This is a genomic window from Anaerolineales bacterium (assembly GCA_003105035.1).
GTDB lineage: Bacteria > Chloroflexota > Anaerolineae > Anaerolineales > UBA4823 > FEB-25.
Window position 1 is genome coordinate 46823 of record PQAL01000005.1, and the last position, 13619, is coordinate 60441.

At 53.0% G+C, this 13619-nt stretch carries 10 protein-coding genes; 7 read left to right on the top strand and 3 right to left on the bottom strand.

Translation table 11 applies throughout. The features are described from left to right. Positions 1-47: 47 nt before the first annotated feature. Positions 48-1514, bottom strand: a complete 1467-nt coding sequence (locus tag C3F13_03170) for a dihydropyrimidine dehydrogenase (protein PWB55690.1) — start codon at positions 1512-1514, stop codon at positions 48-50. A gap of 220 nt (positions 1515-1734) precedes the next feature. Here C3F13_03170 and C3F13_03175 point away from each other — a divergent pair, with 220 nt between their 5' ends. From C3F13_03175 to C3F13_03185, 3 genes are read left to right on the top strand one after another with little or no spacing between them, the layout of a single operon-like run. After that, a complete protein-coding gene (locus C3F13_03175) occupies positions 1735-3117 on the top strand; it encodes a hypothetical protein (protein ID PWB55691.1) in 1383 nt (460 codons plus the stop codon). A gap of 31 nt (positions 3118-3148) precedes the next feature. Continuing rightward, positions 3149-3838, top strand: a complete 690-nt coding sequence (locus tag C3F13_03180; protein PWB55853.1) for a macrolide ABC transporter ATP-binding protein — start codon at positions 3149-3151, stop codon at positions 3836-3838. Continuing rightward, the gene (locus tag C3F13_03185; protein PWB55692.1) at positions 3835-5061 is read left to right on the top strand and encodes an ABC transporter permease; all 1227 of its coding nucleotides are present in this window, start codon (positions 3835-3837) and stop codon (positions 5059-5061) included. Before C3F13_03180 ends, C3F13_03185 begins: the two co-directional genes overlap by 4 nt. Positions 5062-5067: 6 nt before the next feature. Here the strand turns inward: C3F13_03185 and C3F13_03190 are convergent, their stop codons facing one another. Beyond that, positions 5068-6246: a putative C-S lyase gene (locus C3F13_03190; GenBank protein ID PWB55693.1), complete on the bottom strand. Its 1179-nt coding sequence runs from the start codon at positions 6244-6246 to the stop codon at positions 5068-5070. Positions 6247-6708: 462 nt separating this feature from the next. Between C3F13_03190 and C3F13_03195 the strand changes: the two genes are divergently transcribed. The 4 genes from C3F13_03195 to C3F13_03210 all read left to right on the top strand — a co-directional run bounded on the left by C3F13_03195 (position 6709) and on the right by C3F13_03210 (position 12132). After that, positions 6709-7650 carry a hypothetical protein gene (locus C3F13_03195; GenBank protein PWB55694.1) on the top strand — a complete coding sequence of 314 codons (942 nt, stop codon included), beginning with the start codon at positions 6709-6711 and terminating at the stop codon, positions 7648-7650. Between the two features lie 188 nt (positions 7651-7838). After that, positions 7839-9347, top strand: a complete 1509-nt coding sequence (locus C3F13_03200) for a carboxypeptidase (protein PWB55695.1) — start codon at positions 7839-7841, stop codon at positions 9345-9347. Positions 9348-9392: 45 nt separating this feature from the next. Beyond that, the gene (locus C3F13_03205) at positions 9393-10454 is read left to right on the top strand and encodes a hypothetical protein (protein PWB55696.1); all 1062 of its coding nucleotides are present in this window, start codon (positions 9393-9395) and stop codon (positions 10452-10454) included. 430 nt (positions 10455-10884) lie between these two features. Continuing rightward, positions 10885-12132, top strand: coding sequence for an MFS transporter (locus C3F13_03210; GenBank protein PWB55697.1), 1248 nt, complete (start codon positions 10885-10887; stop codon positions 12130-12132). A 227-nt stretch (positions 12133-12359) separates the two neighbouring features. On the opposite strand, the gene C3F13_03215 is transcribed toward C3F13_03210, so the two are convergent. Further along, positions 12360-13433, bottom strand: a complete 1074-nt coding sequence (locus C3F13_03215) for a hypothetical protein (protein PWB55698.1) — start codon at positions 13431-13433, stop codon at positions 12360-12362. Positions 13434-13619: the final 186 nt, after the last annotated feature.

A 13619-nucleotide genomic window follows, 5' to 3' on the forward strand; every position in this document is an offset into this window, starting at 1 on the left:
CTTTTCGGTCAATTACCGAAGAGTCAAGCTGGGAATCCGTCTGTACCTCACTTACTCTGTAGATAGTGATCGATCGCTGCGGCCGCCTTGCGTCCAGCGACCATGGCCGTCACGACCAGGTCCGGACCGGTAACGTCGTCACCACCTGCAAATACGCCCGGCCGTGTGGTTGCACCGGTCTCGTGGTCAGCAACAATCAAGCCGTATTTCTGGGTTTTAAGCTCAGGGGTGGTGTCACCAATTATCGGGTTAGGCCAGTACCCCAGCGCCAACACTGCCGTATCAGCTTCAACGATGAAGTTTGATCCCTCAATCGGGACAGGCTTGCGCCGTCCCTTTGCATCAGGCTCACCCAGCTCCATGCGGATGCATTCAATTTTGGCCAGGTGGCCTTGCTCATCTGCAATGAATTTTACTGGCTGTGTCAGGAATTGGTAATGCGCGCCTTCTTCTAGAGCCAGCTCACGGTCCTTCACGCCGCCCGGCATTTCCTTAATTGTACGCCGGTACAGGCAGGTTACTTCCTCTGCCCCCATGCGCAGCGCTGTCCGCAGACAGTCTGAAGCGGTATCACCACCACCGATCACCACTACCTTCTTGCCGATCTCCGGTCGTGAGCGCCAATCTTCAGGGAGCAGATCCATATCCACATTGCTGCGTGCCAAAAATTCTGTGGCCTTGTAAACACCGGGCAGGTCTTCACCGGGTACTTCCATCGGGGCATCCACATTGGAACCGACTCCAACAAATACCGCGTCAAATCCGTTCTCAAACAGTTGGTCGATGGTAATGTCCTTGCCAACGTAAGTGTCATACGAGAACTTTGCCCCGGCTGCTTCCATGTCTCCCACCCGACAGAAAACGATTTCTTTTGGGATCTTGAATGGTGGGATACCATACACCAATAATCCTCCCGGGGCAGGCTTGGCTTCGATCACGGTTACATCGTGACCTTTTTGCAGCAATTGTTCTGTGCAGGCTAAGCCAGCCGGGCCTGCGCCTACAATCGCCACTTTCTTACCCGTCGGAGCCCCCACCGGCACCTTCACTCCCACTGTTCGCCTCTCATAGCAGGTTACATAAGCCTCCAACGGCCCCGTCAATACGGATGCATGGCTCTTGATATGTGAACACGAGCCCTGGCAAAGCTGCTCCTGTGGACACACACGCCCACAGATTTCAGGCAGGCTGCTGGTATGGCGGTATAATTTAGCGGCTTCCAGGAATTCACCTTGCTCAATCAGCCACATCGCTGACGGGATGTCATTATGGGTAGGGCAAGCTTCCACGCAGGGGGCTGGATCGGGGCAATGCACGCAGCGCGACGCCTCAAACATGGCCTCTTCAGGTGTCATCGGGATGCAGATATCATCAAAATCACACACCCTCTGCGAGACGGTGCGATGGCTGATATCCAGGCTAGGTAGCCGGGCACGCGCCTTGCGATCGATCGCTAATGAATCACTTGAGATTTTTTCCATCCTGCACCTCCTGCACGAGAAACGTATTTTCATATTATCGGGGTTAAACCGAAAAAATTAGTCCCTATTGTCATATAATTTTGTGACGGTTGTCACATGCTATTTGGTCAGATTCTTGCACGTTTTGAAGCACATTCTTTCATTTCTAATGCAGTTCTTACAATGTTTTGATAAGATGGTCTCTTGCACTCAGCAACAAATATCTTCTCAAATTGTCACCTCTTTGGGGCTGCCTCAGGAGGAGGGTTAAATCATGCGCAAATTCATTATCATCGTACTGAGTCTGGTCGCCCTGGGTATCATTGGTTATTTTGGCTACCAGGTGGTTAAAAATCGCCAGCAAGCCAGGTCCATCAGCAATTTGGAAACCGTCACTGCCAGCCAGGGTAGCCTGACGGCTACCGTCGGAGCGACCGGCACAGTTCGCCCTGATCAATCTGCCCTCATTGCCTGGCAGACCACTGGCAATATCGACCAGGTGTACATACAGGTAGGTGAAGTGGTCACCTCAGGCCAGGTACTTGCCAGTCTGGTCAAGACCTCTCTACCCCAAAATATCATCCTGGCCCAATCCGATATGATTGCCGCTCAGAAACAGCTGGATGACCTGCAGAACAACCAATCCGCCTCCAAGCAAGCCTTGCAGGCAATAAATGCTAGCCAACAGGCAGTCTATGATGCGGAACGGGCGATGGTCAGGTTTGACCAAAAAGCGTATAAGGATGAGCTCGAAAAAGCCCAGAACACAGTGGTGGACAAAAAAGACGCCCTTGATGAGGCCCAGAAAGATTTTGATCCCTACAAGGATTGGGACCCCAACAATGCTACCTATCAGAAATATGAGCAGCGCCTGACGGATGCTCAGATCGCCTACGATGAAGCTGTCCGTAAGGTCAATGAGCTTGAGCTGCAGCAACAGGCTGCCCAGGCGAACCTCGACGCAGCCCATGCCGCCCTGGCTGATGCCCAACGCGCTTTTGATAAGGTCAAGGATGGACCAAACCCGGATGACATCACTGCGTTGCAAACCCGTATCGCGGCTGCACAGGCAACCCTGGATAACGCCAGCCTGACTGCCCCGTTTAACGGAACAATCACCGAGATTGACATTAAATCTGGCGACCAGGTCGCTCCTGGCCTCACAGCGTTTCGCCTGGATGACCTCGGCCGCCTGCTCATTGATGTGCAGGTTTCAGAAGTAGATATCAACAGCATCAAGGTCGGTCAGCCGGTCACTTTGAGCTTTGATGCCATTCAGGATAGGCAATTTGCGGGTGTGGTCAGTCAGGTGGCACCTGTCGGGAATATTGTCCAGGGCGTGGTTAATTTCGAGGTCACCGTGGAGCTAACCGATGCCGATGAAAATGTGAAACCTGGGATGACTGCTGCGGTGAATATCATCATCGATCAGATTACCGATGCCTTGCTGGTTCCTAACCGCGCTGTGCGTGTGGTGGATGGTAAGCAGGTTGTGTACATCCTGAATAACGGGCAGTTGCAGGAAGTTGAAGTAACCCTCGGCGCTTCCTCTGATAGCATGAGTGAAGTGACCGGCGGTAGTTTGCAGGCAGGTGATCAGATCGTCCTGAACCCGCCTCAAGATTTATTGACGATGGGGGGTCCCTTTGGAAGGTAACATGGCTGGATACGCTTTCACAACTAATCCCATGCCCCCTGCCAACGGGTGGGTCATTCATGCTGACAACCTGACCAAGATCTATAAAATGGGCCAGGTGGATGTCCATGCCCTCAATGGGCTGTCTTTAAATATCTCCCGCGGTGAGATTGTCGCCATCATGGGCCCTTCCGGTTCTGGTAAATCGACCCTGATGAACATCATCGGTTGCCTAGATCGGCCCACCTCTGGGGAATATATCCTGGATGGTGAGAACGTCTCGCGTCTCACCGATGACCAGCTAGCCACGATCCGTAACCGTAAAGTAGGTTTCGTCTTCCAGAGTTTTAATTTGCTGAACCGCGCCACTGCCCTGGCCAATGTTGAGCTTCCATTACGTTATTCAAGTCAGGATAAAGGCCGACGTGAAAGGGCACTCCATGCCCTCGAATCCGTCGGGCTGTCTGATCGTATCGGTCACCGCCCAAACGAGCTATCTGGCGGGCAACAACAGCGCGTGGCTATCGCCCGTGCCCTGGTCAATGACCCTGCCATTATTCTCGCCGATGAACCGACCGGTAATCTTGATACCAAATCAGGCCTTGAAATTATGGAACTCCTGTTGAGCCTTAACCGCGAGCAGGGCACTACCCTGATCATCGTCACCCATGCTGCAGATATCGCTTCCCAAACACAGCGCATCATCCGCATACGCGATGGTGTGGTGGAGGCAGCTCAATGAACATCGGGCAGGCCGTCCTCGAAGCATTTGAAAGTCTGGCAGCCAATAAGTTGCGCGCTGGGTTGACCATTCTAGGTATTGTCATCGGTGTGGGAGCTGTTATCGCCATGGTTTCGGTTGGCCGTGGTGCCCAGGCTACTATCACCGAATCGATCAACGGCATTGGCACCAACCTGATTTTCGTTTTCCGCGGTGGCTCGGAGGATGTACGCAATCCCAAGCACATCACGCTGCAGGATGCACAGGCCATCGCCGATCCTTTTCAAGCTCCTTCTGTCAGTGCAGTCGCTCCAGTCATCCAGGATTCTGGTAAAGTAACCTTCGGGCGGGAGAGCACAACTACCAGCATCACTGGCGTTACGCCGGAATACCAGAGTGTGCGTAAGTACGGCTTGACCGAAGGTGAATTCATCAACCAGGAACAGCTGCTCGGCCAGGCTTCTGTGGTGTTGTTAGGCTCCGAGGTGGCTGATAAGCTCTTCGGTCGCCAGGAAGGCCTGATCGGCGAGACCGTGCGTATTGAAGGGCAACCCTATCGTGTCATTGGCGTCCTGGAGTCTAAGGGTGGCTCTGGCTTCTCCAATGCCGATAACCAGATCATGGTACCTTTTTCCACTGCCCAGGCCCGCCTCATCCGTCATGCTGTCACCGACCAGGTGGATCTGCTTCTTGTAGAAGCAGTCAGCCCCAAAGCCGTGCCCGCTGCCAGTGAAGAAGTCGCCCAGATCTTGCGCACACGCCACCGCACCGCCATCGGTGCCGACGACTTCACCATCCTGACCCAGCAAGATTTCTTGTCAACAGCCAGCACCATCACCAATGTGCTGACCATCTTCCTGGGTGGCGTTGCAGCCATTTCGCTGCTTGTGGGTGGCATCGGCATCATGAATATCATGCTGGTCTCGGTCACCGAGCGTACCCGTGAGATTGGTTTACGGAAAGCGGTTGGTGCTCACAAAAGTGATATCCTGATCCAGTTCCTGGCCGAGTCTTCCGTGCTCAGCCTCATCGGTGGTGTCATCGGCATCATCCTCGGTTATGCCATCGCGATTGTCGTATCACAGATTGCCAAGGCGAGTAATGCCAACATCGCCCCCACGATCAGCCTCGATATCATCTTGATCGCCACCTTGTTTTCCACAGCTGTGGGACTGTTCTTCGGTCTATATCCGGCCAACCGCGCTGCCAACCTCGAGCCGGTTGAAGCACTACGCTACGAATAAACTGGATCAATCTCCCAGCTTATCAAGCGCAGTCTTCATCCGTTCCAGGGCATGAGTCAGCGTCACCCAAGAGCAGGCGAAGTTAAGGCGAACAAACCCCTTCCCACCCGTCCCAAAGGTTGCTCCGTCATTCAATCCCACGCGGGCTTCCTTTATGAAAAATTCGCATGGATTCCCCTGGATACCAGCTTTCCGGCAATCCAGCCATCCCAGGTACGTACCTTCTGGTTGCATCATATGTAGGCTGGGCAGCTGCTCTCGCACATATTGCGTCAAATAATCGCGGTTGCTTTCCAAATAATTTAATGCCTGATCCAGCCATTCCTGGCCATCCCGGTATGCAGCCAGAGTCGCCCGCAGGCCCATCAAGTTTACCCACATGACCAGCCCCCGCATGCTTTCAACGAATTTCCTGCGCAGCTCCTGATTTTGGATGATGGCAAAGGAACACTGCAATCCGGCAATATTAAATGTCTTGGTCGGTGCCATCAAGGTGATCGTGTTCTGAGCGACTTCCCTACCCAATGTTGCAATGGGGATATGTCTGTGCCGTTTAAACACCAGGTCACAGTGAATCTCATCGGAGCAGATCACCACCTCTTTACGCAGGCAGATTTCTGCCATGCGCTCCAGCTCATCTTTGCGAAAAACACGCCCTACAGGGTTATGCGGGTTGCACAAGATGAATAACCTGGTACGCTCCGTGATCGCCCTTTCAAAGGTCTCCCAGTTGATTTCATAATACCCATCGCGACCCTGTTCTAAAACAGCTTCGTGTCGTTTCATGTTCGCATTTTGGGCGGTGCCCAGGAATGGAGGGTAGACCGGTGTCTGCACCAATACACTGCCGCGTGAAACGGCAAGGCTCTGGCAGGCAAGGTTCAACCCTACGATCACCCCTGGCAAGATGACCACCTCCTCGGTTGCCACCTTCCAGTCATACAACCTTAACATGCGTTCAACGATCACCTCTCGCAGCTCGGCGATGGGTTTGTGGTTGGAAAAAACATCCGGGTAGCCATAAATCGCCTCGTCAACACGTTCCCTCAGTGCCCGCCTGATCGGATCGGCCACCGGGTAATCCATGTCTGCCACCCATAACGGAAGCACATCTGGCTCAAATTGGTTCCACTTGACGCTGTCCGTTAACCGCCGGTCTGGTAGGTGATCGAAATCGTATCGCATGTTACCCCTTCATGAGCATTGATGAAAGCTTCAAGGTCAGATTTTGTAGGTTGGGTTGAGCAAACGACTTTTTGTAAAACCCAACACCGCTTCGGATTGGGTCAATCCGTTTTACTTTTATTTACCTGCTTGTATGTTGGGCCTGTCCGTTTCGCTCTTTTACCGGATTATGCGTGTGATCTTTCACGCGAAACCCAACAAAATTAAGATGATTACTGTCACAATCCTACACGAAACCCGCTAACTCAATATTTCTTGCACCTACGACACATTAATACAATTTCGCAATTAATCATGCAGAACCACGCATAGTCTAACACAATCTCAAAAAAAATACCCCATTAAATAGTGCCCATTTTCATAATTCCCTCAAGCAAAAATCACCCTTCGCCTGCCCGTCTTCCTTTTGGTGTAAAATTAGCTTACCAGTACCCATCAGTTTACATTCTAAGGAGGTATGCTATGTCTAACTGGAAAGTCCTTATCACCGATGGTCTTTCTGATAAGGGCATCTCGATCCTCAGTTCCGCCGCGCAGGTTGATAACAAACCCGATATCGCAGCCGACGACCTGTTGAAAATCGCCGGTGACTATGATGCCATGGTCGTGCGTGGTCGCACTAAGGTCACCCCAGTCGTTTTCGATGCAGCTGTCAAGCTTAAAGCAGTGGGGCGCGCTGGCGTGGGGGTAGATAACATTGATTTGACCGCCGCCCGCAGCCACGGGGTGACGGTGGTAAACGCCCCCATATCCACCTCATTGGCTGTCGCAGAGCTGGCTATCGGCCTCATGTTTTCGCTGGCACGCATGATTCCCAAGGCAGACACCACCATGAAACAGGGCCAATGGATCAAGAAGCAGCTCGAAGGGATTGAGCTTAATGGCAAAATCCTCGGCATCGTGGGAATGGGCAATATCGGCACCGCCCTGGCCTCCCGCACTGCAGGCCTCGGTATGAAAGTCATCGGCTATGATAGCCTGGTCCCCGCGGAAGAGATCAAGAAGCGTGGAGCACAGCCAGTTTCAGCAACCGACCTGTATGCCCGGTCCGATTTCATCTCCTTCCACCTGCCGCTCACCCCCGAATCAAAGGGCATGGTCAACGGCCAGGTGCTTGCCCAGATGAAACGTGGCGTCCGCCTGGTGGATGCCGCCCGCGGGGGTATTATGGACGAAACAGCCCTTTTGGCAGCCCTCGAAACCGGCCAGGTTGCAGCGGCCGCTTTGGATGTTTTCGCAACCGAACCCCCCGGTCTCACTGCCCTGGTCGCCCACCCCAATGTGGTTGCCACACCTCATATCGGTGCCCAGACTGAGGAAGCCCAAGACCGCGCCGCTGAAGACATTGCCTCTGAAGTGCTTAATGTCTTGCGCGGTGAAACCTTGCGCTGGAAGATCGTCTAGGTCACAAACATTGCCTGGGCAGGCTGTACCGTCGCTTCAGAACTCAGCCTGCCCAACTGATGATCCCTGGCGAACAATACCGTGATAACCGGTGTGTACCGAACCGGATTAGTTCGATACAGGTATAATAATTGACTGCACGACGATTAGTTATTTTATGATAAACCGATATGATTTAGAGGAGCACTATGCAACCTGAACAACAACTCCAGGAACTCAAGACCCACCTCGGTGAGGTTTTCGACCTCATGCATGCAGCCGCTTTGCTCAGCTGGGACCAGCAGACATACATGCCTCCTGGCGGAACAGAGAACCGCGGTCAGCAGCTGGCCACTCTCCAACAGATCGCCCACAAAAAATCAACTTCTGAAGAAGTAGGCCGTTTGCTGGATGACCTCCAGCCCTATGTTGCTCAGCTTGACCCCGACTCTTTCGATGCGCGCCTGGTAAAGGTGACCAAGCGCGCCTACGACAAGGAAGTAAAAATCCCGGTTGATTGGGTGATGGAATTTGTCATGGTCACCACTGCTGCGCATGAGATCTGGGCCAAAGCGCGCGCTACCAACGACTTTCCCCTTTTCCAGCCCCATCTGGAGAAGATCCTCGAGCTCACTCACCGGTATGCAGAGATTTTCGCACCTTATGATCACCCTTACGATCCCGCGGTCGATGTTTTTGAGCCAGGTTTGAAAACCGCGGATATCAAGGCGATCTTTTCCGCTCTCCGCCCCCAGCAAGTCGAGCTGATCCGCCAGATTGCCAGTCGCCCACAGGTAGACAACTCCTTCCTTTTCCTCACTTACGATGAACAAAAGCAGTTGGACTTCGGTGTTGAGATCATCACCAAGATGGGCTATGATTGGAACCGCGGCCGGCAGGACAAAACTGTTCACCCCTTTTCCACCTCCTTCGGCTGGGGAGACGCACGCATCACCACACGTGTCTACCCCAATTTCCTATCACCTGCTCTCTTCGGCACCCTACACGAAACCGGGCATGCCATGTATGAGCTTGGTTCCGATAAATCCCTCGACCGCACGCCGTTATTCGGCGGGGTCTCTTCCGGGGTTCATGAATCCCAATCCCGCATGTGGGAGAACCTGGTTGGGCGTTCCATGCCGTTCTGGCAGCATTTCTATCCCCGTCTGCAGGAATACTTCCCCTCCCAAATAGGTAATCTCTCCCTCGAGAATTTCTACAAGGGCATCAACAAGGTCCAGCCCTCATTAATCCGCGTCGAAGCTGATGAAGCCACCTATAACCTGCACATCATGTTGCGCATGGAGCTCGAGATTGCTCTTATGGAAGGCACCCTGGTAGTAAAAGACCTGCCTGATGCCTGGAATACCCGTTCGCAGGAATATCTGGGCATCACACCTCCGGATAATAAACAAGGCGTCCTTCAGGATGTTCACTGGTCTGGTGGGATGATCGGTTACTTCCCCAGCTATGCGCTTGGCAACCTGATCGCCTCCCAACTTTGGGAGCTCATCAACCGCGACATCCCCGACCTGCCTGACCAGATCCGCCGTGGAGAATTCGCTCCATGGGTTGCCTGGCTGCGCGAGAAGGTCCATGTCCACGGATCAAAATTTGAGCCTCAGGAACTTATCCAACGCATAACGGGTAGTAAGATAGATCCTGCCCCGTACATGCGTTACCTTACAACCAAATTTAGCAAGATATACGACATTTAATCAACCGAGAGGACGAGGCTCTTTCGAAACAACTTCGCCATCGTTATGTACCGGTTCACCCTCGTCCTCTCCTTTATCCTACTGATCCTGCTTGGTGTGGGTTGTTCCAGGTTGCAGGAAACAACCGTACCCACCCCTCTCCCTTTAGATTACATCCCCACGGCCGTACAGCTCACCCTGCAGGCAGCCCAGACAGATACACCTGACGATATTCCCACCTCGACCTCCACTCCAACAAATATCCCATTTGCTTTTCCCACCATTCCTCAGCTGGATTCCCCCACGCCAGGTGGACCATTGCCTACTTCCCCGGCGAACAACCAGACCGTTACCTTAAGCCCAACCCCCTCAGCCACAGCCACATCGAACCCAAACGCCACAGCCACCCCGCGCCCTTCTCGCGCTCCCAGCCTCACCCCCACGCCTACCCTCCCCCCGGCAGGTGTGCAAATTAACTCACCCGGTCCCATGTCGCGTGTAGCCTCGCCTCTCAAGCTCACTGCCAATTTGCGTGCCGTGGCTTCTGGTTCCTACAATGTCGAGTTGTGGATCGAGCCTCTCCAGCCTGGTGGTGACCCACGCCTGCTCTATCGTGAGGTCGAACGGTTGATCAGCAACCCTGTGGAGTGGCTATACCTGGATCAGCACATCGAGTTCGAGCTCGACCGCGTCTCTGAATATGGACAGCTGCGTATCACCGTCCTGGATTCCTTCGGAAGGGCGGTTTCCATCAACTCAATCAACGTTATCTTGCTCCAGTTGGGGCAGAGCAGCCTCACCCCAGCCGGCCTCAAGACCGAGTCGCTCGTCATCAATGAACCGACCCCTAACCACCTCATCCAGGGTGGAGTGCTCATTGTCAGCGGTATTGCCCTTCCCACCGAAGATTTCATTCATGCCCAGCTGGTTACCGCCGATGGACGGACCGTTGGTTCAGCCGATTATGCTGTCATCCCTTCATCCGATGGCTCTTATGTTCCATATTCCGTTGAAGTTCCCTACCAAGTGGAAATCCCTACCTGGGTACGCCTGCAGGTGTCAGAATCAAGCTCCCGCATTGCCGGCATCGATCATCTCTCATCCGTTCAGGTGCTCCTCAGCCCCTAGCCGAAATCTCCAACCCAATAAGCACGCCTCAATCTTTGGTGAGGGGTCGTTTTTTCCTCCCCTAAATCCCGATCTGTGGGATTTGGGGGAGGTAGGAGGGGGTCAGAGAAATCGTAGGTTGGGTTAAGGTCACCTGGTCACCTGGTCATCTGCACGAATTTTGTGCGGCACGAATTTCGTGCGGCACGAATTTCGTGCGGCACGTTTTACATGCGGAGTGGGTCATTTTCTCCTCCCCTAAATCCCGATCTGTGGGATTTGGGGGAGGTAGGAGGGGTCTGAAAGCTAACCTTAATCGCTGGTTCATGCAGAAAATCTATTTTTCCATTATCTACCTGCTCTTGTCCTTCACATAATATTCCCCACGACTCATATTCCACTTAGCTATTTCATCTCTTTTCTTGGTTAAAATGCGAGTATTATCAAACCCATGAGTCAGCTATCCGTCACATTTAAACGCCTGACCAACGAGACGTTCACATCCTTCGCCGTTCGTAATTACCGGCTGTACTACATTGGGCAGATTATCTCTACCTCGGGCACCTTCATGCAGAGTGTCGCCCAGGCCTGGCTGGTGCTTAAGCTGACCAACTCTGGCACTGCACTGGGGATCGTCTCGGCCTTGCAATATATTCCCATCCTGCTGTTCGGCACTGTGGGTGGTGTCATGGCCGATCGCTTCCCCAAGCGCACTGTGCTTTACTTCACTCAGGCGGCAGCCGGCCTGCTGGGCTTAACCCTGGGGGTGTTGGTAGCGACCAACCTCGTCACCCTGTGGATGGTCTACATTCTGGCCTTTCTGCTGGGTTGGGTGACCGTGTTTGACAACCCGGCTCGCCAGACTTTTGTTTTGGAGCTGGTGGGAGAGAGTCGGCTGAGAAACGCGGTAACTCTGTACTCCACGCTGGTGAATCTCTCGCGCGTGATCGGCCCCACCCTGGCGGCCTTATTGATTGCTTCCATTGGCCTGGCTCCCTGTTTTATTCTCAATGGCCTCTCTTATGGGGCCGTGGTAATCATGCTCTCCCTGATGCGTGCCAGTGAGCTCCATGTCACCCCACCAATAACCGCCACGAAAGGGCAGCTGCGTGAGGGTATCAACTACGTGCGTACCACACCCATCTTGTTGAACACGTTGCTGATGCTGTTCGTTGTGGGCATGTTGACCTTCGAGTTCCAGGTGAGCCTGCCCCTCCTTGCTCAATATACGTTTAACAGCGGTGCTAGCGGTTATGCCTTTCTATCCGCCTGCTTGGGCATGGGGGCTGTCGTCGGCGGTTTGGCTGTTGCCAGTCAGCGAAAGTATTCACCGGCTTTGTTGGTAATTGCTGCTTTCCTGTTCGGGGCAACGGTGTTAACTGCAGCCATCATGCCTACCCTTTACCTCTCAGGATTGTTGTTGGTGTTAGCCGGCGCCTGTTCAATTTACTTCACCTCACTGGGGAACACCATCCTGCAGCTATCCAGCTCACCCCAGATGCGCGGGCGGGTGATGTCCTTCTGGTCGATGGCTTTCCTGGGCTCCACCACCATCGGCGGCCCTCTGGTTGGCTGGTTTGCCCAAACCTTTGGCGATCGCTGGGGACTGGCAATCGGTGGACTTGCCGGCCTTGCTGCCGGGCTCCTCGGATTGATCAACCTGCGTAATTCACATTCGAAAGCAGACCATCCTGATTGAGAGCGACTCCTGAATCATCTATGGGCGGATTGCATCCGCTCGAGGTGGTAACCCCAGATTATGGTGCACACTCTTCAGCCCTAGAAAGATGTGCAGGTCTGCCCTTCCTTTTTAGACAGTCTTATACGTCTCTTTACCTCCCCGTAAATGGTATTAAACAATCGGGGCTGTCTACCAAATGCTAGACAGCCCTATGAAGAATTTTTGATGATATTGAGTCAGGATGATTACTTCGGAACCACCTGTAATATTGCCTCCATCCCACTGGTATCATGCAGGATACACACGTACAAGATATTACCGCTGATGTCCCCTATCGTCACGGTGTACTCGTAAGGTCCAGGGCCAAGGGGGTTCAACAAGCCTGAGCTATAAATTCCACTGCGGGTCAGGGGTTGGCCAGGGTTGATCGGTGCCAACACCTGGGGGTTGATCAACAGCACTGGTGGACCAGGCGGGTTCGGGATGGGTGTGATGAAGCTGATATCATCTGCACCGTTCAGGAATGTCACCGTATGCGGGGCTTCGGTGTTCGTCGGGCTGAGCGCAAACGTGACAGTATCGCCTTGATGTACAGCAAGATTATTCGGGATAAAGTCCATCAGATCATATTGGCCCTGTGACCAGCCGATCAAGACAGTATAGTTGGTTGAGCCATCTGGGTTCTTCTTCGGCGCTGGCACTTTGCCCAATGCTGCGCCATACAATGCATATGAATTAGCTAGTTGCGCACTCATAGCTGCTTGTGCCTGGATAGACACCACTGCTGGTGATGGGATTGATACTGATGAAGCCTCAACCACCACAGTGCCTGACATCATCATCCCGTGGATGACGCAAACATACGGGAACGATCCCTGCTTGGTAAATGTCAAGTTGAACTGTGTTGGCTGGCCAGGATCAATTGACATCACACCTGAGTTGGCATAAGTTGAGCCATCATACATCCCATCTTGTGGCATAGCCGGGAACGCAACTTGCGGATTTAACATCAACCCTGCAGGCGTAAAGCCAGACGGGGTTGGCACGAGCGTCTGCGGCATAGCAGCCCCTGCCAGGAACGTGACTGTATGGATTTCATGCGTGTTCTGTTTCCAGATCACGGTATCGCCCACATGGATATGCAGCGTTGCTGGAAAATATGCCATCACGCCGGTCCTAAGGGCAACATTCTCTGCGCCTACCAGAACAGTATAGGTCTGTGCTGTGCTGGCTGAGGCCAGGCCAGGCATCGCCAGTCCAATTGCAGAAATTAATAAAGACAAAGCGATTACTAGCCTAAATACTGGTAACCTTTTCATTCATTTCCTCCTATTTATTTGTTAAAGATATTTTAGTTTGTGTAGATTACATCCCCAAATCGACCTAATTCTACCTTGTTTATCCGGTTTGTCAAATTAAGGTCTGCTCATTATCAAACCGAACGACAGGCAACCTCTGATTAATTCCTTATCGAAATTTTGAGCTGACGAAAAATGATGTTTATG

Excerpts from the sequence above, each read along its gene's own strand:
- C3F13_03210 (PWB55697.1), top strand. The coding sequence starts at position 10,885 with ATGAGTCAGCTATCCGTCACATTTAAACGCCTGACCAACGAGACGTTC.
- C3F13_03190 (PWB55693.1), bottom strand. The coding sequence starts at position 6,246 with ATGCGATACGATTTCGATCACCTACCAGACCGGCGGTTAACGGACAGC.
- C3F13_03215 (PWB55698.1), bottom strand. The coding sequence starts at position 13,433 with ATGAAAAGGTTACCAGTATTTAGGCTAGTAATCGCTTTGTCTTTATTA.
- C3F13_03205 (PWB55696.1), top strand. The coding sequence starts at position 9,393 with ATGTACCGGTTCACCCTCGTCCTCTCCTTTATCCTACTGATCCTGCTT.
- C3F13_03180 (PWB55853.1), top strand. The coding sequence starts at position 3,149 with ATGCCCCCTGCCAACGGGTGGGTCATTCATGCTGACAACCTGACCAAG.
- C3F13_03200 (PWB55695.1), top strand. The coding sequence starts at position 7,839 with ATGCAACCTGAACAACAACTCCAGGAACTCAAGACCCACCTCGGTGAG.
- C3F13_03185 (PWB55692.1), top strand. The coding sequence starts at position 3,835 with ATGAACATCGGGCAGGCCGTCCTCGAAGCATTTGAAAGTCTGGCAGCC.
- C3F13_03195 (PWB55694.1), top strand. The coding sequence starts at position 6,709 with ATGTCTAACTGGAAAGTCCTTATCACCGATGGTCTTTCTGATAAGGGC.
- C3F13_03175 (PWB55691.1), top strand. The coding sequence starts at position 1,735 with ATGCGCAAATTCATTATCATCGTACTGAGTCTGGTCGCCCTGGGTATC.
- C3F13_03170 (PWB55690.1), bottom strand. The coding sequence starts at position 1,514 with ATGAAAATACGTTTCTCGTGCAGGAGGTGCAGGATGGAAAAAATCTCA.